Raw genomic sequence first — 22,741 nt, 5'->3', positions numbered from 1 at the left:
GTGTTTTCGGGCTATGACGAAATTGTCGATGAAGTTTCAAAGGCATGGAATCACTTTATTTCAATCCCGGATCGAGTGAAGAAAATGTGCAATCGGGAATGGATTAAATTGATTTAATCTTTATGCGGAATGGTATTAGAGGTTAGAGGTTAGAGGTTAGAGGTTAGAGGTTAGAGGTTAGAGGTTAGAGGTTAGAGATTAGAGGTTAGAGATTAGAGATTAGAGACTAGAGGTTAGAGGTTAGAGGTTAGAGGTTAGAGATTAGAGGTTAGAGATTAGAGGTTAGAGATTAGAGGTTAGAGGTTAGAGATTAGAGGTTAGAGATTGAGGTCAGAGGTTAGGAAATTATAAGCGCGATTGTATATCGCGCCATAATTCAAACAGTAACGCGGGGTAAACCCGCTGCTACATTTTATTCCTGAAAGTATGTGCCCCAACCGTCATACTCAACGTCACATTGCTGTGCAAGGGCTTCTAATTTATCAACATCTTCCATTATGACTTCAACGTCAAGCTCAGCTTCAACAACGACGTCAAAGCTCCATACTTTTTGGCCATCTTCTAGCTCAAGTTCTGCAGGTTCTTCAACATCGTAGCCAAGTTTAAATGCGGCTAGCGCAGCTTGCTCTAATTTTTCGAAGTTTTCACTTACGAAGTGATGTTCAACTTCATACAGTACTTCAGGATCTGAGCCATCTTCAAGGAGTGAAGTAACAATGTCTTCACTAATTTCGCGCCAATTTTCCATTATTTATTTCTCACTTGAGCATCTAATTCAGTTATTTTAGCAGCCATAATATTATGAACATGCGACGCATGCTCACGTGCAGTTACGTCTTTATCAAGATAAATCGGCGCTAACATTTCAAGGTAAATTGTACCATTGTCTAAGCGGTTTAGCTTAATAGTTTTATGCGTGGTACTCATACAAACAGGCACAATGGGAACATCTGCACTCATTGCGGTATGAAATGCCCCCGTTTTAAAAGGCAGTAAACCGCGACCATAACTCCGAGTTCCCTCTGGGAACATCCACACAGACAGACCTTTTTGCTTTATTTTTTCGGCTGATTTAGAAATGGTCCCCGCTGCTTTTGAGCGGTTTGCACGGTCAATTAAAATATTACCTGAAAGCCAGTATAGTTGACCAAAAAACGGAATCCACTTTAAGCTTTTTTTACCAAGGCTGACGCAATTTTCTGGCACCATCGCGGGTAAGGTGAATATGTCGTAGTTGTTTTGATGATTTGCTACATACACTGCTGGACCCACATTTTTAGCGTCAGGGTGATAAGTCAGCTCAAGCTTAACGCCTAGCAACACCGCCATTTTACTAAACCAACCTGAAACAATGTGCACATTATTATTGTGAAATGGTTTAAAAATGCATAAAAGCAAACCAAACACACAGCTTAAAACAATAAATAACGCCATGATAATAATACGAAAAACAGCTAACAAACGGATTCTCCTCGAGTAAATCAGCGCGCATTATAACGTGAAATATGTCATTACCATAGCTTTTGGCGTACATGTGTGCGCTAAGATATTAATCTCTTTTCGTTGCAATAAAAAAGGCCTGCTTAGCAGGCCTTCTTAATTTATTCACTCAAATCTGTTGAGGATTCGTCTGGTTCATCGGTGTGTGTTATTTCTACCACCGCTTCATCTACACGCTGTAACCCGCGTGGTAGCTTATTACCTCGTCGACCGCGCTCACCATGATAATGCTCAAGATCACTTGGTTTTAAGGTTAATTTACGCTTGCCTGCATGAAGTGTCACACTGCTGCCCTCTGGCACCACCGCAAGTACTTTTACAAACTCTTCACGGGCTTGTACTTTTGCACTAGGAATAGAAATAATCTTGTTTCCCTTGCCTTTGCTTAGCTTAGGTAAATCACGTAATGGGAATAACAGCATACGGCCTTCATTTGAAATCGCCATACAGTAATCTGTCGCAACATCACTCACACGGATAGGAGCAAGTAGTTCTCCGCCTTTAGGCACACTAACCAACGCTTTACCATTCTTGTTCTTACTAACAAGATCTTTAAAGTCGCTAATAAAGCCATAACCTGCATCTGAAGCCATCAATAATACTTGATTGTCTTCTGCCATCACCACATGTTCAAAGTTAGCCCCAGAGCTTAAATTAAAGCGCCCTGTCATTGGCTCACCTTGGCTTCGCGCTGACGGTAAGCTGTGCGCATCCGTGGCAAATGCTCGACCACTTGAGTCAAGGAACACCGCAGGCTGGTTGCTCTTACCTCGCGCCGATGCTTTGTAGTTATCGCCTGATTTATAACTGAGTCCTTCCACATCTAAATCATGGCCTTTACCGACACGTGCCCAGCCTTTTTCAGACAGCACAACAGTGACTGATTCTGATGGAATAAGATCTTTCTCGCTCAACGCTTTTGCTTCAACACGCTCAACAACAGGCGAACGACGATCATCTCCGTACATTTCAGCAGCTTCTTGAATTTCTTTCTTCATTAACGTCGACATACGACGATCTGAGCCTAGCGTTTGCTCTAATTTATCACGCTCTTTGGCAAGCTCATCCTGCTCGCCTTTAATTTTAAACTCTTCAAGTTTTGCTAAGTGACGTAGTTTTAATTCTAAAATCGCTTCGGCTTGCGTGTCTGTTATTGCGAAACGCTCCATCAGCACTGGCTTTGGCTTATCTTCAGTACGGATGATTTCAATCACTTCATCAATATTTAAGAAAGCAGTTAATAAACCTTCTAAAATATGTAAGCGCGCAAGTACTTTATCTAAACGGTACTGTAAACGACGACGTACTGTTTCACGGCGGAACGTTAACCATTCAGTTAAAATGCTGAGTAAATCTTTTACTTGTGGGCGTCCATCTAAACCCAGCATATTTAAGTTTACGCGGTAGTTCTTTTCTAAATCGGTTGTCGCAAATAAGTGAGCCATTAATGGCTCTGCTTTAATGCGATTTGAGCGCGGTACAATAACGATACGCGTTGGGTTTTCGTGATCAGATTCATCACGTAAATCTGCCACCATTGGCAGCTTTTTCGCATTCATTTGCGCAGCTATTTGTTCAAGTACCTTAGCACCTGAACATTGGTGCGGTAGCGCCGTAATAACAATATCACCATGTTCTTCGGTGTAGATTGCACGCATTTTAATTGAACCACGACCAGTTTGATAAATTTTACGAATATCGTCTTTTGGTGTGATGATCTCAGCTTCTGTTGGGTAATCAGGCGCATGCACTAATTCCAGCAGTTCTTCGATTTCAGTTTTTGGTTTATCGAGTAGTAAACAACATGCACTCGCCACTTCACGCACATTGTGTGGTGGAATATCGGTTGCCATCCCCACCGCAATACCCGTCACACCATTAAGTAAAATATGCGGTAAACGAGCAGGCAGCACCATCGGCTCATCTAATGTGCCATCAAAGTTAGCCGTCCAATCAACAGTTCCCTGCCCAAGCTCTTTAAGTAAAACTTCTGAGAACTTTGATAAACGTGCTTCGGTATAACGCATTGCAGCAAATGACTTAGGGTCATCCGCGGCCCCCCAGTTACCTTGCCCATCCACCAGCGGATAACGGTAAGAAAACGGCTGCGCCATTAAGACCATGGCTTCGTAACATGCGCTGTCACCATGTGGATGGTATTTACCTAAAACATCACCCACGGTACGCGCTGATTTTTTATATTTTGCTTGTGCCGATAAGCCCAACTCACTCATCGCATAAATAATACGGCGCTGTACAGGTTTTAGACCATCGCCTACATGCGGTAAGGCGCGGTCCATAATGACGTACATCGAATAATTTAAATAGGCGTCTTCAGTAAAGCGCCCCATTGTTTGTTGTTCTATGCCCTGCATCAGCAAGGTATCTGTATCACTCATTAACGCTTACCTATTTTTTCTTAGCGCTAACGCGGTAAATCGCATTAGCGTAATCGTCTGAGATCAATAAGCTGCCATCTGCAAGTTCTGCAAATGCAACTGGGCGACCAAATGTTTCTTCATTTTGCATAAAGCCAGTAATGAATGGGGTGTACTTTGTAATACGGCCTTGTTCAACATTGGCTAGCATGACTCTATAACCCGACTTTTTCGAACGATTCCACGAACCATGCTCAGCAACAAATAACTGTTCTTTGTAGTTGGCCGGAAATTGCTTACCGTTGTAGAAATGAATACCGAGTGGTGCAACATGCGCCCCCAGCGCCAGTGCAGGTGATTTGTAATCAGCAATACGCTTACCTTTGCCAAATTCAGGGTCTAAAATAGCCCCTGCATGCACATAAGGGAAACCGTAATGAGCGCCTTCTTCTCCTTCACCTACTCGGTTAATCTCGCATGGAGGCATGTCATCGCCCATCATGTCACGGCCATTGTCACTGAACCAAAAAGCATGGGTAGTTGGGTGATAATCAAAGCCCACTGAATTACGTACACCTTTGGCAATCGTTTTAATTTCTTTGGTATCAACATCCAAAGAGAAAATACGGCCGTACTTGTCATCTTCTGCACAAATATTACACGGTACACCAACAGGCACAATTAACTCCCCCGTTGGCGCAAAGCTAATAAACTTCCAGCCATGGTGACGATCGGTTGGGAACTTATCGTAAACCACCTCAAATTTGGGTGCTTTTAAATGTTTATCAATTTCTTTAAAACGAATAATACGTGACACTTCAGCAACGTATAAATCGCCGTCTTTTATTGCTAAACCCGACGGCATTTCGAGCCCTTTGGCTATCACAATTTTCTTATCTGCTACACCATCACTGTTATGATCGATAAGCGCATAAACATTGCCCGCTTTTCGCGAGCCGACATACACAATGCCTTTTTTAGAAACGGCAATTTGACGCGCATTCTCAACATCATCTGCAAATAAACTAACGTTGAAGCCATCTGCAACCGTTAGTTTATCTAAAATATCTTTTGCCATCACTGGCGCTGACAACAAGCTCAGTGATAATAATGAAGTCAGTATTTTTTTCATTTTTCTTGCCTTTTAATTCATTTTCAGCAACTAAGTTGCAGCTCTATATTTAAACTTGTGCACGATTACCGTGATCTTCTAGCCACTGACGACGGTCTGAAGAACGCTTTTTAGCAAGCAACATGTCCATCATTTCCATGGTTTGCTCTTCTTCATCAAGTGTTAGCTGCACTAAGCGACGTGTATTAGGATCCATGGTGGTTTCGCGTAATTGCAGCGGATTCATCTCACCAAGACCTTTGAAGCGTTGTACATTAACTTTACCGCGTTTTTTCTCTGCTTCTATCCGGGCTAAAATGCCATTTTTTTCGTCTTCATCAAGGGCGTAATACACATCCTTACCAATGTCGATTCGAAATAAGGGGGGCATTGCCACGTACACATGGCCTTTTTTAATAAGCGCAGGAAAGTGACGCACAAACAATGCACACAACAAGGTGGCTATGTGTAATCCATCCGAGTCAGCATCCGCTAAGATACAGATTTTATTGTAGCGCAGACCTGATAGGTCACTTGAATCAGGGTCAATGCCGAGTGCCACCGAAATATCGTGCACTTCTTGCGATGCCAAAATTTGCCCAGACTCAACTTCCCACGTATTTAAGATTTTACCTCGCAGCGGCATAATCGCTTGGAACTCGCGATCACGTGCTTGTTTAGCCGAACCACCCGCCGAGTCACCCTCAACTAAAAACAGTTCAGTGCGGTCATTATCTTGCGCGCTGCAATCGGTTAACTTACCAGGTAATGCAGGGCCAGAGGTAATGCGTTTACGCACTACTTTTTTGGCTGCACGTAAACGACGTTGCGCATTAGAGATACATAAATCGGCAAGTAACTCGGCAGTTTCGGTATGCTCGTTTAACCATAAACTAAATGAGTCTTTCACCACACCAGACACAAATGCAGCACATGAACGCGAAGACAGCTTTTCTTTTGTTTGACCTGCAAATTGCGGGTCTTGCATTTTAACTGACAGCACATAACTACAACGCTCCCAAATATCATCTGGGGTCAGTTTTACACCACGTGGCAGTAAGTTTCTAAACTCACAAAACTCACGCATCGCCTCTAAAAGCCCTTGGCGCAAGCCGTTTACATGGGTTCCGCCCTGTGCGGTTGGAATTAAATTTACATAGCTCTCGGCAATCGATTCACCACCATCAGGTAACCACACAACTGCCCAATCAGCGCCTTCTGTTGAGCTGGCAAACTCACCTATAAACGGCTCTTTAGGCAAGACATCAAAGCCTTTTACAGCCTCATTTAAATAGTCTTTTAGGCCTGTTTCGTAGTACCACTCGAGTGTTTCTTTAGTTTGCTTATTGGTAAACTTGATGCGCAAACCTGGGCATAATACGGCTTTGGCTTTTAATAAGTGATTAAGTTTGGTGATCGAAAAGTTCGCTGAGTCAAAATAGCTGGCATCAGGCCAAAAACGAACCGTTGTCCCGGTATTACGCTTACCAACCGTGCCAATAACGTTTAAGTCTTCGACTTTATCGCCGTGTTCAAAGGCCATTCTAAATTGCTGCGCATCGCGGCGAACAGTCACTTCAACACGAGTAGATAGCGCATTCACAACCGAAATACCTACGCCGTGCAAACCACCTGAGAATTGATAGTTCTTATTTGAGAACTTACCACCTGCATGTAGCTTGGTAAAAATAAGCTCTACCCCGGGAATTCCTTCTTCAGGGTGAATATCGATTGGCATCCCTCGGCCATCATCAATGACTTCTAATGAGTTATCTTCATGAAGAATGACATCTATTTTTGTTGCATGGCCTGCCATTGCTTCATCGACACTGTTATCGATAACCTCTTGGCCTAAATGATTAGGACGCACCGTGTCGGTATACATACCAGGGCGGCGTTTAACAGGTTCTAACCCGTTTAAGACTTCAATTGCTTCGGCGTTATAATTTTGCTGACTCATAGTTTTTATATCTTTTATGCGCTTAGCTATGTTTTACGTGATTTTAAGAAAATCTACAATACTTGCAAAGGTTTGTTCGAAGCCGATAAAACTATGATCGCCTCCAAATTCAACGCGTTGCTTACACTGAGAATAATATTTAACCGCCTCTTGATAAGGCAGTACTTCGTCGCCTGTTTGCTGTAACAAATAGAGTAATGACGGCGTTTTTATTTGCGCTAAATACAAGCTGCGCAATGCATCCATATGCCGCTTATCAAGCTCATAATGAACATTTTGATACGGGTTATAGTTTGGTCCCAAGAGATTATCAAGCAGCTCAAAAGGACGAACCGCGGGATTAATGACAACAGCAGGGAGGCCATAACGCTGCGACAAATACGTCGCATAAAACCCACCAAGCGAACTGCCTAACAACACGGTATCTGCCGTGATGAGCTGCTCTAGCTGTAGCATGGCATGCAATGGCTCATGGGTTAAACGAGGCACTTGATAGTCAACATCAAATTGCGCCATATGCTCACCAAAACGCACCGCTTTATAAGACTTTTCAGAGCTGTTAAAGCCATGAATATAAATTACCCGTTTAGCCATACTACATCCGTTGTTAATTGCACGCTATGCGTATCATCAAAGTTTAGGGTAATTAAACGAAAAGCAGGCCCTAAATCCTCTTGCTGCCACTGTGTAGTTTGCTTGGTAAACTGGATGGAGCTTGCGGGTGTTGCGTATATATTCAAGCCGCGAAATGCATACTTATAATCATGATGAACGTGACCATGAAACAACGCGATGCAGTGATGAGTGTTCACCAACGCATTTAACAATTGCGGGCCATTTTCAAGGAGGTGTTTATCGAGATAACCGTTTATAGGTAATGGGTTATGATGACAAAACACCACACTAGGTATGTCATCCACTCCCTTACTAAGCTCCTCTAAATGCGCCTGCTTTACCCACCCCGCAGGTGTTGCGCCTTTCGAGTTAGCCAACAATAATTGCCCACCCTGAAAAGTAATTCGCTTATGGCTTAAAATGTGAGAACCCGCAATCGCATGGTATTCCTGTAATTCATCGTGATTACCCGGCAACCAAAATACGGGACACAACAACGGTGAATCCGCAATTAGTTTAGCGAATAACTGGTATGAATCGCTGCTATGATCTTGCGTTAAGTCACCACCAAATACAACGCAGTCGACTTGATGCTCTGCAATTGCGGCTAAACAACGTGCAAAATACTCTGCGGTATTAACCCCAAAGTACTCGCCACTTTGATCTTTAAATAAGTGGCAATCTGTAATATGGGCAACCGTTAACTGCGATTTTTCAAAATGGTAAGCGTCGCTAAACCAAGCCATTGTTAACATCCCAATTTAATACTGCGCGACCATTTTCAACACAAGCCACTAACCAGTCATATAAAAAAGCATTCAGCTGATATTTCTCGTCTTTTTGATGCATATTTGGATTAGGATAAGCATACGAAGGTTTAATGCGCTGATGAAAATCATGATGAATTATTTCGGCGACTTTCGCATCATGGTACATACGAACGGTTAAATACAGCGGTTTAACCGAATGTACGTGCCCCGCTTCCTGGCTAATCGAGATATCCATGGTGTACTTTGCTGTATTGTCAATTTTGACCACAAAAGTACTACTTCCCAACTGAACTTTACGTTCTTGGTCAACTTGACGCTCTTGAGGAAGTAACTTTAATGCACGCACATAATTGTGCTCACACAAAGTTAAGTACTTAGGTAAGCTCTGAATGTAACGTTGTTCAGCCGTGACGTACGTCAAAATGCCCCCTACTCGTTAGTCGTTTTGCAAATCAGACACTATACGTTGCCTGTTCAGTGCTAACCATTGTAGCGAAATAACCGTTGCAGCATTGTCTATTTCACCTTGCTCCAATCGCAGCATGGCTTCATCATATGACATTATATGTGTTTTGATGTCTTCATCTTCGTTATCAAGACCAAAAATACCACCTTGGTATTGAGATAGGTCAGTATAGGCTAAATACAAGAACAAACGCTCTGTTGTTCCACCCGGACTTGAAAGATACGACATCATGAATTCAAGTTTATCAAGCTCAATCCCCGCCTCTTCAAACGCTTCGCGTTTGGCGACTTCTTCATAGTCAGTACTGCCATCAGCCATACCCGCTATGCATTCAAGTAACCAAGGAGAGTGTTTTGAGGCCAATGCCCCAATGCGTATTTGCTCAATTAACAACACCTGATCAGTCACCGGATCATAAGGAAGTACGGCAACCGCATGGCCTCGTTCTAATATTTCACGCTTTACTTCGACAGACTGTCCACCGGCAAACAGTGCATGACGAAAGCAATATAAATTGATCTTAAAAAAACCATCATAAACACGTTCAATAGGCTTTAACTCTATGTCGTCATGGCTAAATTGTGAGATTGCGGTTATTTTCATTCTCTATTTCCTATACATTATGCGTAAAAAATACGGCCAATTATATTCTGTTACACTTGGACATGCAGATTTACGTATTTTTTTTTTGGTTATTCATTAAAAAAGAGTACCATGGTGACAGTACGAAAATTGTCTAAGGACTGAACGAACAATGAAAAAAACACTACTCGCTGCGCTTATCGGTTTTTCAAGCGCATTGACTGCAACAGCAAGTTACGCTGAAGACCTACTTCAAGTTTACGAGATTGCAACAGCAAACGATCCTACCGTACTTAAAGCAAAAGCCCAAGCAGATGCGCAAGCTTATGAGAGCGATCGCGCGTTAAGTGCACTATTACCGCAAATTGGTCTTAGCCTTGGCTATGAATCAACAGATTCAACATTATACGAAGGCACTGATGCGACAGGTTATGCTGAGTTTAGTCGCGATACAGATGTATTCAGCCGTGGCATCAGCTTAAGCCAAACATTATTTGATTTAGGTGCTTGGAATACCCTAGGTATTGCTGATAAACAGGCTTTACAAGCATCTGCACAATACGACTTTGCAAAACAAGATCTTATCGTGCGTGTGGCAGAAGGCTATTTCAATGTATTGAGCGCGATTGATAACTTAGAGTTTGTGCAAGCTGAGAAACGTGCCATTGAGCGCCAACTTCAACAAACAAAAGAGCGCTATGCAGTGGGTTTAACCGCGATAACTGACGTTCATGAAGCCCAAGCTCAGTTTGATAACTCAGTCGCAAAAGAAATTGTTGCTAAGAACAGTGTCGAAACAGCGCGTGAGCAACTGCGTGAAATCACGGGTAAATATCATGCTAAATTAGACATGTTGAACACGGACACTTTTTCAACGGTTGCACCTAGTAAACAGTCAACTGATTACATAAAAATCGCTGAAGAGAAAAACTTAAATCTGCAAGTGTCAAAAGTGACTGTCGATATTGCAAAAGATCAAATCGACTTAGCAAAAGCAGGGCACTACCCTAAGCTGACACTCAACGCATCGTACAGTGACGGCCTAGAAGATTTAAATAAAAACTCACATGAGCCACGCACAGATACGGCCAGAGTGGGTGTTAATTTCAGTGTACCAATTTACTCTGGCGGAGCAACCGTAGCTGCGACAGATCAAGCGCGTGCATTCTACGTTGCAGCAAGCGAAGATTTAGAAGCAAGCTTACGTGCAGTTACACGTTCTGTTATTACGTCTTATAACCAAGTGGTTTCAGATATCGCTACATACAAAGCACTTCAACAAGCGGTTGTGTCAGCCGAAAGTGCATTAAAAGCGACTGAAGCAGGTTTTGAAGTCGGTACACGTACCATTGTTGACGTACTGATCAGCACACAAAATCTTTATAACGCGAAAAGTAACCTTGCCAACGTACGTTACCGTTATGTTGTTTCTACATTACGCTTGAAGCAAGCTGCGGGTACATTAACAGGTGAAGACCTCGTCGCGATTAATCAAGGATTAAAAGAAATCTAAGTATTTTTTATCATTCTTGACGATTCTATAAGCCAGCTATTGCTGGCTTTTTGTATTTTTAAACACTTACAGTTAAACTAGCTTTTTTATTTTTAGAGATAATTTTTGTGGTTAGTTCATCTCCCTTTAAAGCGTCTTTTTTAGGCCCTCGTTATTGGCTTACTTGGGTTGGCGTGTTTTTTCTGTATTTAATTTCTTGGTTACCACATAAATTCCAATTATTTCTCGGCAAACTCATCGGCCGTTTAGTGCATCGCTTTATGAAGCGCCGCCGCCATATTGCAGAAGTAAATATTCGGTTATGTTTTCCTAATATGCCTGAACACGAGCAACGTGAGTTGGTACTAAAAAACATGGAAAACACCGGCATAGCCATGATGGAAACAGGCATGGCTTGGTGGTGGCCAGAGTGGCGAATTAAAAAAGTGTTTGGTTCAGTAACAGGACTTGAACACTTTGAAAAAGCGCAGCAATCGGGTAAAGGAGTTTTGTTACTGGTTCCACATTTTTTGCATTTAGAAATGGCCAGCCGAATCATGGGAATAAAGCACCAAGGCATAGGCTTTTATCGCCCACACAATAACCCATTGATGGAATACTTCACCACCAACGGGCGGTTGCGTTCTAACGAATACCTAATTGGCAAACGCGATGTAAAAGGCTTACTACAAGCGCTTAAAAACAAAAAAGTATGCTATTACTTACCTGATCAAGATTATGGCCGTAACCGTTGTGAGTTTGCGCCCTTTTATGCCGTTCAAGATGCAGCAACCACCACGGGAACATTACTTTTTTCAAGCAGTAAATATTGTGAAACGGTGAGCTTGACCAGTCGCAGAGATGAGCAAGGGCGTTATCATTTAACGGTACTGCCGGCTCTTGAAAATTTTCCATCTGGCGATAACCTGACAGATGTGACGCGTGTTAACCAACGTATGGAACAGGCAATCGACTTAGCGCCCGAACAATACATGTGGTTACACCGCCGTTTTAAAACACGCCCTGATGAGAATGCCCCATCTTATTATAAGTAGAGTGACAATTTTTAATTTGTATGGTTTTATTAAACGAGTAAACAACAAGAGAATTAGAAATGTGGTTTTGGGTTAAGCATTTATCATTAGCTGTAATTTTAATTGCTGCTGCGATTTATTTTTTATTTGGCAGCGGGCCAGTTCTTGATATCAAGGATACTCAGAATGCTGCAGCACAGGGACTATCCCGTTTTTACGCTGCCCTTAGAAATCAAGTGAACAGTAAAGACAACGAGCGTGATAAATACGTACTCAAGTTGCCCGCACCTGAAACAAGCCTTGATATGGCGTTGTTTGAACGAGAAAAAGTCGTTGAGCCCTCTTCACCTAACTGGACGGGTGATGTGCAACCGCGTCGCTTTGAAAACGGCACAACCCTCAAGGATGTGTTGTCCGATTACGCACGTAACGAAGACATTGTGTTGTATTGGTATTTAAGCAAAGATTACGTTGTTAAAGATCACTTTCGTGTTGATAGTAATTTTGTCTCTGCCCTGTACCAAGTAGGCAGGGCAATTAACGACGACTTTGAAAGCGAGGTGTATACATTTTTCTGCTTTAAGCAAAGAGCAGCGGTGATCACTGAACTGCCCTCTGCTTATGTACGTGAAAACTGCCGTCGTTTAAAAAGCTAATACTTGCTGCCACACCTGCTTTACAAGTGCTATGTGCTGAGTTAGCTCAGCACGAGGGGCACAACGGCCTTGCTGATTTAAACTCATCATATGATAACGCGAGCGATACTCAATGTATGCAGCGACTAAATCGCGCTGCATACGTTCTGAAATACACCCAAAACGAGCGGCATCAGCCAAAATGCGCACATTATCAGACCAACATGTCAGCGCACGGTGCTGATGCGCATTTTTGAGCACAACATATTGAGTGATAAATTCAATATCGGTTATACCGCCTTGGTCTTGCTTTAAATCAAATAACTCTTCGGTCCCCTTGGCAAGATGGGCACGCATTTTTTCGCGCATTTCAACCACGTCTTTTTGTAATTTGTCTGCTTCACGCGCTTGGCACAATACATCTTGACGAATTTCTGCAAAACGTTCACTCAACGATGCCTGACCGTAGATCATACGCGAGCGTACAAGGGCTTGATGCTCCCATGTCCATGCCTGCGTTTGCTGGTAGTGGTAGTAGCTTTCAAGATTAATTGCGAGTAACCCCGACGCCCCTTCAGGGCGCAGACGCGTATCCAGCTCATACAATATGCCTGATGCTGTACGAGTATTAAATAAGTGCATTAATCGCTGAGCGAGTTTTAAATAAAATTGACGCGAATCAATCGACTTGTCGCCATCGGTGTAGCTGCTGCCATCGTGGTTGTGAACAAACACTAAATCGAGATCAGAGTCGTAGCCCACTTCAAATCCCCCCGTTTTTCCATAAGCAATGACTGCAAATCCTTTTTCTTGCTCCGAGGTATTTGTTGGTCGGCCAAAACGCTCAACACAAGCATGCCATGCAATATTAACCGCTTGCTCTACAATCGCTTCTGCAAGCGCAGTTAAGTGATCGCTTACTTTCATGACATCAAGAACACCAGTGGCATCGGCCGCGGCAATCCGCAATTGATGAGTTTGCTTAAACTGGCGTAAAGCTTCCATTTGTAACTCAAGATCGCCATGCTCAATGCGTAGAAAATACTGCCTAATTTCATCTTTGTAAGCAGATAACGGCGTTGGTTTGTAAAGCACCTGGGGATCAATTAATTCATCAAGCAAAATTGGATAACGAGAAATATGTTCGCCAATCCATTTACTATGACAACACAGTGCAACCAATTGATTAAGTGCACCTGGGTTTTCATATAAAAGCTCTAGGTAAGCCGTTCGCGAGATAATTTTATTCAGCACTTGGCAAATCATGGTAAAGGCATCGCTACTCGCTTTCGTTACCGTAAGTTGCTTAAGCAATAGTGGCATGAGTTTATCGAGAATATCACGACCACGGGTGCCTATTTTGGCTTTCGTTAAGCGTGCTTTAAAATCATCAAGCGCAGTCTGCCAATCTAGATTAGGCTCACACATCAAACTGACGTCGGTCATTTCCCATGCACTGATAAATTCACTTTCACATGGGTCTGCACTGTCACTTTCAAAGCCTATCACCTGCTCAAACTCACCGTGCACGTCGGCCATTATTTTATTAATAGCCACAAGACAGCTATCAAAATCGGGCTGCTTAAGTAAGTAGCATAAACGCTGCTGATTTTGCGCGTCATCTGGCAATGTTTGTGTTTGTTTGTCTGCGAAAATTTGTAAATACTGTTCAATACGACGAAGCGCTAAGTAATTATGCTTAAGTAAATCAGCTTCTTTTTTCTCAATCACTTGATTATTAACAAGCTCTTGCAAAGCTAATAAGAGCGACTGAGTTTGCAAGTTAGCTTCGCGCCCGCCGCGAACCATTTGCAGTGCTTGCACCACAAATTCCACCTCACGAATTCCGCCTGCGCCAAGTTTTATGTTATTAGTTAAACGTTTTCGGCGTACTTCTTGTGCGATCATTTGTTTCATTTTTCGTAAAGATTCAATCACCGAAAAATCGATATAACGTCGGTATACGAAGGGCCTTAGTAGCTCATAAAACTCTTTCCAGTAACCATTTTCAGCGCCAATTAAACGCCCTTTAAGCATGGCGTAGCGCTCCCACTCACGCCCTTGTTCTTGGTAATAATCTTCAAGTGCTTGAAAGCTCATGACCAGAGGGCCACTTTCGCCAAATGGGCGCAGACGCATATCAACACGAAAAACTTGGCCATTAACGGTGGTTTGATTTAGCGCCATAATAAGCTTTTGGGCAACCTTTGTGTAAAAGACCTGTGCTTCGACAGAGCGACGTCCACCTTGGGTTGCGACATCTCGCGGGTATGAAAAAATCAAATCAATATCAGACGAATAATTAAGCTCTTTGCCCCCTAATTTCCCCATGCCAAGTACCATCATAGGAATGGCCTCTCCAGCACTGTTCAGCGGTGTGCCACTCACGTTTGCTACTTGTGCAAATGCCCACTGATTCGCACTGTCGATAAGTTGATCTGAAAGCTCGGAGATATAAGCAATGCTGTCATCAATCGGGTTTTGGCAACATAAGTCTAAATAGGCGACTTTTAGCCAATATTTTTCTCGGTATACACGCAATTTTGCCATTGCCGCCGCATCATCAAGGGTTGAGAGTTCATTGCTATTGAGGGGCGGTTCTGTGGTGCGATTAGCAAGTTCATAGGTATCTAACAACCACGCTTTTAATGTTGGTTGCGATTGTAAGCAGCTCCAGGCAAAGTCACTTAAAGACAATAAGTTAACAATACTTGGTTCAACATCTTGGCCTGGATACAAATCAGCAAAGCGTGTCTGACCTAGCTGCTGAAGCGCTTCTGGAAGCGGGTGTAAATTACTCATTAAATACTCTCTTTTAACTTACCTGTAACCGTACTAGAATGATTATCAAAGAATCTTTTTAGCAGGGATCTGCATGCAATATTTATCACTATCTAACACTAGTTTACTTGCGATTGCCATTAGTTTCGCTGTAATTTGCGTCACCATCGTGCTCCTACGCATCCTAACGCAAATCAAAGCAAAACAAGCGCTTAAGGAAGAACTAGCCCAGCATGATAACTTTGCAATGGGGATCAGCTTTGCCAGTGAAATCTTAGTAGTGATCGCGACTATCGCGTACATTTTTGATGAAATTAGTTTAAGTGCAGCCCAGTCTAACCCACTCAAGGTGGTTATTTTAATCGCGTTATTATTTGCCTTTATTAAAGTCGGCCACTTAATTCATCGCAAATGGATTCTACATCGCTTTAACGAAGAGGCCGCCATTCTCAAGCAAAACGTGTGTGCCGCGCTTGTTGACTCCGGTATGTTAATCGCAAACTGTATTATCAGTTTAGGACTTTACAACTGGTGCCATACTCAAGGATACAGTAGTTTATTAATCGCAACGGTCAGTTTCTTTGTATTACAAGGGATGTTTGCGCTGGACAGTAAAATTCGTGAATACCGCTTTGCTAAAGCAAATCAAGGTGCCTCATTACAAAGTAACTTTAATTTAGAAAACACCTCTATTGGTATTCGCTATGCGGGTAAGTCTATTGGCCTTGCATTGGCGGGTTACGCTGGTCTTGCCAGTGCTTCATTTATTAGTGGTAAGATGGTTGAAAACTTATTTACTTTAGTGTCTCACTGTGGTGCGATGTGGGTATTGTTATATGTGCTAAGCTACATAATTAAATATATTTCACTACCCAATATAGATACATCATTAGAAGTGGATCACCAAGATAACATAGGTATTGCATGCATAGAGTTTGCCGTTTTCGGCGCGATAGGCTATTTACTAATTAGTATGTTTTCAATTTGATACGGAAGTACGTACATCGTGAGGCACCATGCCATTTAAAGTAAACAATTACTTACTTGTTGATGTAGACAGTGACTTTAGTCGCGCATTTACGCAACATTACTTTGCCAACGCACAAGGGTCTACCCTTGTGGTAGCAGGTGCGAATAGCCGTCATATGGTCAAACTGATGTTTGAACAACTCATCAAAGATTATTGCTACTGTGATTTTAGTAATGAAATAAGTGTCTCTGAGCTTGCCAGCTATTTACATGAACACCATAACATTCAAGGTGTTTTAATTAATCAAACCGATTACCAATTAGCAGACGACGCGCAAAAATTTATTTATAACTCACTGCATAAAGTACGCTTTTTAGTAAACCAAGACGAGCAAGGCTTTGATTTCATTCCCTGCCCTGATCCCGCACATATTAACCACCTATCTTGCCAAACAGATATTGCCGAAACGCGCGCTGAAATCCTCACTTTAAGCGAAGATTTAAATAAATAATTGCACCTAAGCCGCTGCTTACTTACCATATCGCTAAATTATTTTATAAGTGACAGCCCATGCGAGTTCCTCATATTTATCAACCTTCCGTTATCATATTAGATAACCCCGTCACCCTTGATGAAGATGCTGCTGGCCATATTGGTCGCGTACTTCGTATGAAAGTCGGTGAGCAGGTGTCAATATTTAATGGTGAAGGTGGCGAATACCTCAGTGAAATCATTGAAGTAAGTAAAAAGAACGTCGTTGTACAACCACTCGAGTTTATTGATCATGACGTAGAGTCTCCACTTAAAATCCACCTAGGTCAGGGGGTTTCACGAGGTGACAAAATGGACTTTACTATTCAAAAATCAGTGGAGCTGGGGATCACTGAAATCACCCCTATTTTTAGTCAACGATGTGGTGTCAAACTCAGCGGTGAACGTTTAGCTAAAAAACACCAACAATGGCAAAAAATAGCCATCGCAGCTGCTGAGCAGTCTGGACGAAATTTTGTCCCTGTGGTGCACCCTCCAATTGATATCAAAGAGTGGTTAGAACAAAGCAGCGATGCCATAAAGTTAACCTTGCACCCACGTGCAGAGCACAGCATTAAGACCATTCAAGTTCCTTCGTCAGGCGTGCGGTTCTTAGTGGGCCCTGAAGGAGGATTTACCGATGAAGAGCTTGAGATTGCGAAACAACAAGCGTTCGTTGATATTCGTTTAGGCCCACGTGTACTGCGCACCGAAACCGCGGCATTAACGGTACTGAGTGCATTGCAATTACAGTTTGGTGATTTAGCGAATTGAAAATCGTAAAAACACCCATATATCAAGATCACTAACCACAGTATGGCAATACCATTGAAAGGCAAAAACATGGCAATTAAGTTAGGCATAATCTCTGATCCTATTAGTGGCTTTAATATTAAAAAAGACACTGGCTTCGCAATGATGATGGAAGCACAAAAACGCGGTTACGAACTTTACTACATGGAAATGGACGACCTGTCACTGCGCCAAGGTCAAGGCTATGCCACAGCAGCAAAAGCCCGTGTATTTGATGATGTAAATCATTGGTATGAGCTTGAAGAAAAAGCCTCCATTGCCCTTGCTGATTTAGACGTAATTTTAATGCGTAAAGATCCTCCTTTTGATACCGAATATATTTACGCAACTTATATTTTAGAGCGTGCAGAACAAGCAGGCACGTTGGTTATCAACAAACCACAGAGTTTACGTGATGCCAATGAAAAACTGTTCACCGCTTGGTTTAGTGAGCACACTCCAGATACGCTCGTAACACGAAGCCAAGCCGATATTCGTGCATTTTTAGCTGAGCATAAAGACATTATCTTAAAGCCATTGGACGGTATGGGGGGAGCGTCAATTTTCCGCGTTAAAGAAGACGACGCGAATATTGGTGTTATTTGCGAAACGTTGACTGAACATGGTAGCCGTTTTGCCATGGCACAAAACTATATTCCAGAAATAAAACAAGGCGATAAACGCGTATTAGTCGTTGATGGTGAAGTCATGCCATACTGCCTTGCTCGCATTCCTCAAAATGGCGAAACGCGCGGCAATCTTGCGGCTGGCGGTCGTGGCGAAGCACGTCCTATTAGTGATTCAGACCGTAAAATTGCTGAAGCTGTCGCACCGACACTAAAAGCGAAAGGGCTTATTTTTGTTGGTTTAGATATTATTGGCGACCGCCTAACAGAAATCAATGTGACGGCACCAACCTGTGTCAAAGAAATTGAAGCCGCTTACGACATTTCAATTACTGGTCACTTATTTGATGCCATTGAGAGAAAACTGAGCCATACTTAATTAAACCTAACAAAAGGGGCGACCTATGCAGTCATTAGAGAACCATTTCTTAATCGCGATGCCAAGCATGCAAGACCCTTTTTTCAAGCGTGCTGTTACTTATATTTGTGAGCATAATCAAGATGGTGCGATGGGCTTGGTGATTAACCAGCCTATCAATATCACGGTGGGTGAGTTACTCGATAAAATCGAGATTGATAACGACAAGACGCAACAAGCCGCAGGCCGCGCAGTGTTCGCCGGCGGCCCCGTGAAAACGGATCGCGGCTTTGTACTGCACTCGCCTAAGCCGGGCTACACGGCGAGTCAAAAGCTCAGTAGTGATATTATGATCACCACCTCAAAAGATGTGCTCGCAACTCTCACCACAGCGCAAGCACCCGAGCAGTTTATTATCACCTTAGGTTATGCCGGGTGGGATCAAGGACAACTTGAACAAGAACTACTTGAAAATGCGTGGCTAATCATTAAAGCTGACCCTGAGATTATTTTTAATACCCCCGTAGAAAAACGCTGGGAAAAAGCGGTTTCTATGCTGGGTTTTGATGTCAGTCAACTAAGCTCTGAAGCCGGTCACGCTTAACCTAAACGCACTAATTAAACGGCAACTATGACAAAACGCACTTTTAAGCCCATCGGTGAACGCACTGTAATGGGCTTTGACTTTGGTACCAAAAGCATTGGTATCGCCATAGGTCAAGAGTTAACAGGGACAGCCTCTAGCTTACAAGCAGTGAAAGCAAAAGACGGTATCCCAGACTGGCAACTTATTAAAAAACAGGTCGATGAGTGGCAACCTGATTTGATGGTTGTTGGCTTGCCACTCAATATGGATGGCACCACGCAAGATGTCACATTCAAAGCCAAAAAGTTTGCGAACCGACTACACAATCACTTTGCGATTCCGGTTGAAACCCAGGATGAAAGGCTCACCACGGCAGATGCCAAAGCGCGCTTATTTGAACAAGGCGGTTACAGAAATCTAGGTAAGGGTAACGTGGATAATATGTCTGCGGTTATTATTCTTGAAAGTTTCTTTGAACAGTTTTATGGCGACTAAGGTTGTTTATTAATAACCGTATAGTGTGTTAAATCAGGAATAAAGCCTGCCTCGCGGTAGGCTTTTTCTATTGCACCCGCCTCGCGTAATTGCTGCAAGCCTTTTTGCAAAGCCGTATACGCTGCTTTGCCATCGGGGTGTTTCTTCGAAATAATAAAATGACGACTATCATTTAGCTGCAGTAGCACATCAGGCACCGCGACAAGGTTAATATCTTCCAGAATATAGCGATTATTTAAACTTGGCATTAAGGGCATCATCACAAAATCAACCCATTGCATTGATACCATTCGGACTTGGCTCAGCCACTCATCTTCGCGCAGTAATTCTTTTAGCGGTAACGCAGACAGTGTCTGCCAATCGGTTTGCCAGCGTGGTGTAGAAACCGCCGTTAACTGAGAAAAGTCAGACAGCTGGTTTATCTTAAATACTTTTTCATTACGAGGAGAAGTATATACCCCCGCAAAATACTCCCCTTCGCGGATCACCGGGGCGGACACATACACATCCCGTGTCAACTTATTTGCATCGAGTGACCACACACTGTCAAAACTAATAAGCAACTTACCATTTTCTAACAGTTTGGTGTTTCGGTAATTGATATTGCCTTTGTGATATCGAAAAGGCTTAGTAAATCCCCCCAATATCAAAGCTTGCTGGGCAATGATCATATCAACCACATCACGACGAATATACGCGCCGCTAAAGTCTTTTACTTCAATAGGCTCTCGCCCTTTTAAAAACCGGCTGTAATCATCAAACACATCATCGCGAATAAAAATAACCACTTCATTTGCATCAATACTGTGCGCGGGCAGCGCACAACTCAACAGCAATAACACAGCGATTAAATTTATTCGCAACAACATCAGTCCTCACTCTTACCATCAAGGCCATCAATGGTGACGCCCTGTAAGAATCCAGCACCCTTTTGTTCATTATTTTGCAGCTTAATCATCAAGCGTAAGTCGTTTGGTGAATCAGCATGATGCAAGGCATCGGCATAATTGATGCGATGTTGCTTGTAAAGTTCGAACAAAGCTTGGTCGAAGGTCTGCATTCCCATTTCTTTCGATTTTGCCATGGTCTCTTTTATTGAGCCAATATCGCCGCGCTTAATAAGCTCCGCAACCATAGGAGAATTAAGTAAAATTTCAATGGCAGCAACGCGCCCTTCCCCATCAGAGGTCGGCACTAATTGCTGCGCGACGATGGCACGTAAGTTAAGTGCTAAGTCATACTTAAGTTTATCGTGCTTTTCTTTTGGCACTAAGTGCATGATACGGTCAATGGCTTGGTTAGCATTATTAGCATGCAGTGTTGCCACACATAAATGCCCTGTTTCAGCAAAGCTTAATGCGTACTCCATGGTTTCTTGCGAGCGAATCTCACCAATCAAAATGACATCTGGCGCCTGACGCAGTGAGCTTTTCAACGCCGATTCGAAACTCTCGGTATCAAGGCCCACTTCACGTTGAGTAATGATACTTTTACGATGTTCATGGACAAATTCAATCGGGTCTTCAATAGTTAAAATGTGCCCGCGCTGGTTTCGATTACGATAACCAAGCAGTGCCGCAAGCGAGGTTGACTTACCCGTTCCCGTGCCACCTACAAACAGAACTAAACCCCGTTTCGCCATGATCACATCGGTAAGAATAGAGGGTAAGCCTAAATCAGTAACATCAGGGATGGTGGTCACGATTCGACGAATAACCATGCCAGCCCGATCGCGCTGCCAAAATGCCGAAACACGGAAACGGCCTTCATCGTTAGCAATCGCAAAGTTACACTCTTTGGTGTCGTGAAACTCTTTGCGCTGCTTCTCGTTCATCGCTGACTCAACCATAGCAAGTGCGCTTTCATCAGAAAGTTTCTCGTCACTTAACGGGATGAGTTCACCATTAATTTTCGCACTTACTGGCAGCTCACTTGAAACAAATAAGTCAGAGCCGTTTTTAGTAATCATCACTTTTAAGTAATGATTTAAAGGTAAAGACATGTCAACTTTCTCCGTTAGCCACCAAATTGGGTTTTATCTTGCGCCTTCGCACGCGCATCCGCGTTTGTAACAATCCCATAGTTCACTAGATTTGCTAAACATTGATCCATGGTTTGCATGCCATGAGATGCTCCCGTTTGAATCGATGAGTACATCTGCGCAATTTTATCTTCACGGATCAGGTTTCGTATTGCAGGCACACCAATCATGATTTCATGTGCAGCCACTCGCCCGCCCCCTACTTTTTTAAGCAGTGTTTGCGAGATAACAGCCCGTAATGATTCAGACAACATTGAGCGCACCATGTCTTTTTCTTCACCAGGGAAAACGTCAATAATACGGTCGATTGTTTTTGGTGCCGAGGTCGTATGCAAAGTGCCAAAAACCAAGTGACCCGTTTCGGCCGCGGTCATAGCAAGACGGATAGTTTCTAAGTCACGTAGCTCACCAACCAAGATAACATCTGGGTCTTCACGCAACGCACTGCGCAGCGCATTCGAGAAACTGTGAGTATCACGGTGCACTTCACGTTGGTTAATCAGACTCAGTTTGTTATCGTGAACAAATTCGATAGGATCTTCAATCGTGAGAATATGATGATGCTTAGTTTGATTAATGTAATCAACCATTGCCGCTAAGGTAGTTGATTTACCCGAACCCGTGGGCCCAGTAACCAACACTAAACCACGCGGGTTATCGGAAATGGTTTTAAAAATATCTGGCGCACCTAAATCATCAAGCGTTAATACTTCGCTGGGGATAGTACGGAATACCGCCGCAGGACCACGGTTTGAATTAAAAGCATTAACACGAAAACGCGCAAGATTAGGGACTTCAAATGAAAAATCCACTTCTAGGTTTTGTTCATAGTCCTTACGCTGATTATCGTTCATAATATCGTAAACCAGACTATTTACATCTTTTTGTTCTAATGCTGGAATATTAATACGACGCACATCGCCATCAACGCGTATCATAGGTGACACACCCGATGATAAGTGTAAATCCGAGGCTTTGTGTTGCACACTAAAGGCCAATAATTCGGTAATATCCATTT

General features: G+C 42.9%; 22 protein-coding genes. 9 read left to right on the top strand and 13 right to left on the bottom strand.

Going from position 1 to position 22,741, the window contains the following annotated elements; genetic code table 11:
* Positions 1 to 412: 412 nt before the first annotated feature.
* The 9 genes from rraB to JIG41_RS11090 all read right to left on the bottom strand — a co-directional run bounded on the left by rraB (position 413) and on the right by JIG41_RS11090 (position 9,403).
* Positions 413 to 748, bottom strand: coding sequence for a ribonuclease E inhibitor RraB (gene rraB, locus JIG41_RS11130; protein ID WP_036966145.1), 336 nt, complete (start codon positions 746 to 748; stop codon positions 413 to 415).
* Positions 748 to 1,461, bottom strand: coding sequence for a 1-acylglycerol-3-phosphate O-acyltransferase (locus JIG41_RS11125; protein WP_036966142.1), 714 nt, complete (start codon positions 1,459 to 1,461; stop codon positions 748 to 750). The genes rraB and JIG41_RS11125 overlap by 1 nt, the downstream gene beginning before the upstream one ends.
* Positions 1,462 to 1,601: 140 nt before the next feature.
* Positions 1,602 to 3,899 (bottom strand): DNA topoisomerase IV subunit A, encoded by a 2,298-nt coding sequence (parC, locus tag JIG41_RS11120; protein ID WP_036966139.1) that lies wholly within the window; start codon positions 3,897 to 3,899, stop codon positions 1,602 to 1,604.
* Between the two features lie 10 nt (positions 3,900 to 3,909).
* Positions 3,910 to 5,010 carry a sorbosone dehydrogenase family protein gene (locus JIG41_RS11115; RefSeq protein WP_036966136.1) on the bottom strand — a complete coding sequence of 367 codons (1,101 nt, stop codon included), beginning with the start codon at positions 5,008 to 5,010 and terminating at the stop codon, positions 3,910 to 3,912.
* A 49-nt stretch (positions 5,011 to 5,059) separates the two neighbouring features.
* Entirely contained in the window at positions 5,060 to 6,949 is a 1,890-nt protein-coding gene (gene parE, locus JIG41_RS11110) for a DNA topoisomerase IV subunit B (RefSeq protein WP_036966132.1), read from the bottom strand.
* Positions 6,950 to 6,982: 33 nt separating this feature from the next.
* Positions 6,983 to 7,543: a YqiA/YcfP family alpha/beta fold hydrolase gene (locus JIG41_RS11105; protein ID WP_036966129.1), complete on the bottom strand. Its 561-nt coding sequence runs from the start codon at positions 7,541 to 7,543 to the stop codon at positions 6,983 to 6,985.
* Positions 7,528 to 8,310, bottom strand: a complete 783-nt coding sequence (locus JIG41_RS11100; protein WP_182395417.1) for a metallophosphoesterase — start codon at positions 8,308 to 8,310, stop codon at positions 7,528 to 7,530. Before JIG41_RS11100 ends, JIG41_RS11105 begins: the two co-directional genes overlap by 16 nt.
* The gene (locus JIG41_RS11095) at positions 8,297 to 8,755 is read right to left on the bottom strand and encodes a DUF1249 domain-containing protein (protein ID WP_036966122.1); all 459 of its coding nucleotides are present in this window, start codon (positions 8,753 to 8,755) and stop codon (positions 8,297 to 8,299) included. The genes JIG41_RS11100 and JIG41_RS11095 overlap by 14 nt, the downstream gene beginning before the upstream one ends.
* A gap of 15 nt (positions 8,756 to 8,770) precedes the next feature.
* Complete coding sequence (locus JIG41_RS11090; RefSeq protein WP_036966119.1) at positions 8,771 to 9,403, bottom strand: NUDIX domain-containing protein; 633 nt, start codon at positions 9,401 to 9,403, stop codon at positions 8,771 to 8,773.
* Positions 9,404 to 9,554: 151 nt separating this feature from the next.
* Between JIG41_RS11090 and tolC the strand changes: the two genes are divergently transcribed.
* The 3 genes from tolC to JIG41_RS11075 all read left to right on the top strand — a co-directional run bounded on the left by tolC (position 9,555) and on the right by JIG41_RS11075 (position 12,564).
* On the top strand, positions 9,555 to 10,895 hold the full coding sequence (gene tolC / locus JIG41_RS11085) for an outer membrane channel protein TolC (protein ID WP_036966116.1): 1,341 nt from the start codon (positions 9,555 to 9,557) through the stop codon (positions 10,893 to 10,895).
* A 107-nt stretch (positions 10,896 to 11,002) separates the two neighbouring features.
* Complete coding sequence (gene lpxL, locus JIG41_RS11080; protein WP_180311072.1) at positions 11,003 to 11,929, top strand: LpxL/LpxP family Kdo(2)-lipid IV(A) lauroyl/palmitoleoyl acyltransferase; 927 nt, start codon at positions 11,003 to 11,005, stop codon at positions 11,927 to 11,929.
* Between the two features lie 59 nt (positions 11,930 to 11,988).
* Positions 11,989 to 12,564 (top strand): TcpQ domain-containing protein, encoded by a 576-nt coding sequence (locus tag JIG41_RS11075; RefSeq protein ID WP_036966110.1) that lies wholly within the window; start codon positions 11,989 to 11,991, stop codon positions 12,562 to 12,564.
* On the opposite strand, the gene glnE is transcribed toward JIG41_RS11075, so the two are convergent.
* Positions 12,553 to 15,345: a bifunctional [glutamate--ammonia ligase]-adenylyl-L-tyrosine phosphorylase/[glutamate--ammonia-ligase] adenylyltransferase gene (gene glnE, locus JIG41_RS11070; protein ID WP_199524738.1), complete on the bottom strand. Its 2,793-nt coding sequence runs from the start codon at positions 15,343 to 15,345 to the stop codon at positions 12,553 to 12,555. The two genes, JIG41_RS11075 and glnE, sit on opposite strands and share 12 nt — an antisense overlap.
* A gap of 73 nt (positions 15,346 to 15,418) precedes the next feature.
* On the opposite strand from glnE, the gene JIG41_RS11065 reads away from it, so the two are divergent.
* The 6 genes from JIG41_RS11065 to ruvX all read left to right on the top strand — a co-directional run bounded on the left by JIG41_RS11065 (position 15,419) and on the right by ruvX (position 19,682).
* Positions 15,419 to 16,312 carry a hypothetical protein gene (locus JIG41_RS11065; RefSeq protein ID WP_199524737.1) on the top strand — a complete coding sequence of 298 codons (894 nt, stop codon included), beginning with the start codon at positions 15,419 to 15,421 and terminating at the stop codon, positions 16,310 to 16,312.
* 28 nt (positions 16,313 to 16,340) lie between these two features.
* Positions 16,341 to 16,805, top strand: coding sequence for a hypothetical protein (locus JIG41_RS11060; RefSeq protein WP_036966101.1), 465 nt, complete (start codon positions 16,341 to 16,343; stop codon positions 16,803 to 16,805).
* Between the two features lie 59 nt (positions 16,806 to 16,864).
* Positions 16,865 to 17,599: a 16S rRNA (uracil(1498)-N(3))-methyltransferase gene (gene rsmE, locus JIG41_RS11055; RefSeq protein WP_182395426.1), complete on the top strand. Its 735-nt coding sequence runs from the start codon at positions 16,865 to 16,867 to the stop codon at positions 17,597 to 17,599.
* A gap of 69 nt (positions 17,600 to 17,668) precedes the next feature.
* Complete coding sequence (gene gshB / locus JIG41_RS11050) at positions 17,669 to 18,622, top strand: glutathione synthase (RefSeq protein ID WP_182395428.1); 954 nt, start codon at positions 17,669 to 17,671, stop codon at positions 18,620 to 18,622.
* 25 nt (positions 18,623 to 18,647) lie between these two features.
* On the top strand, positions 18,648 to 19,205 hold the full coding sequence (locus tag JIG41_RS11045; RefSeq protein ID WP_036966093.1) for a YqgE/AlgH family protein: 558 nt from the start codon (positions 18,648 to 18,650) through the stop codon (positions 19,203 to 19,205).
* Between the two features lie 27 nt (positions 19,206 to 19,232).
* Positions 19,233 to 19,682, top strand: coding sequence for a Holliday junction resolvase RuvX (gene ruvX / locus JIG41_RS11040; protein WP_036966089.1), 450 nt, complete (start codon positions 19,233 to 19,235; stop codon positions 19,680 to 19,682).
* Here the strand turns inward: ruvX and JIG41_RS11035 are convergent.
* From JIG41_RS11035 to JIG41_RS11025, 3 genes are read right to left on the bottom strand one after another with little or no spacing between them, the layout of a single operon-like run.
* Positions 19,679 to 20,551 (bottom strand): hypothetical protein, encoded by an 873-nt coding sequence (locus JIG41_RS11035; RefSeq protein ID WP_065979692.1) that lies wholly within the window; start codon positions 20,549 to 20,551, stop codon positions 19,679 to 19,681. The two genes, ruvX and JIG41_RS11035, sit on opposite strands and share 4 nt — an antisense overlap.
* A complete protein-coding gene (locus JIG41_RS11030; RefSeq protein WP_036966084.1) occupies positions 20,551 to 21,684 on the bottom strand; it encodes a PilT/PilU family type 4a pilus ATPase in 1,134 nt (377 codons plus the stop codon). The genes JIG41_RS11035 and JIG41_RS11030 overlap by 1 nt, the downstream gene beginning before the upstream one ends.
* Positions 21,685 to 21,698: 14 nt before the next feature.
* Positions 21,699 to 22,739, bottom strand: coding sequence for a type IV pilus twitching motility protein PilT (locus JIG41_RS11025; protein WP_036966081.1), 1,041 nt, complete (start codon positions 22,737 to 22,739; stop codon positions 21,699 to 21,701).
* Positions 22,740 to 22,741: the final 2 nt, after the last annotated feature.

Source organism: Pseudoalteromonas sp. bablab_jr011, assembly GCF_016464045.1.
GTDB lineage: Bacteria > Pseudomonadota > Gammaproteobacteria > Enterobacterales > Alteromonadaceae > Pseudoalteromonas > Pseudoalteromonas lipolytica.
The sequence above is the reverse complement of the archived record's forward strand: the minus strand, read 5'-3'. Positions and strand labels throughout refer to the sequence as shown.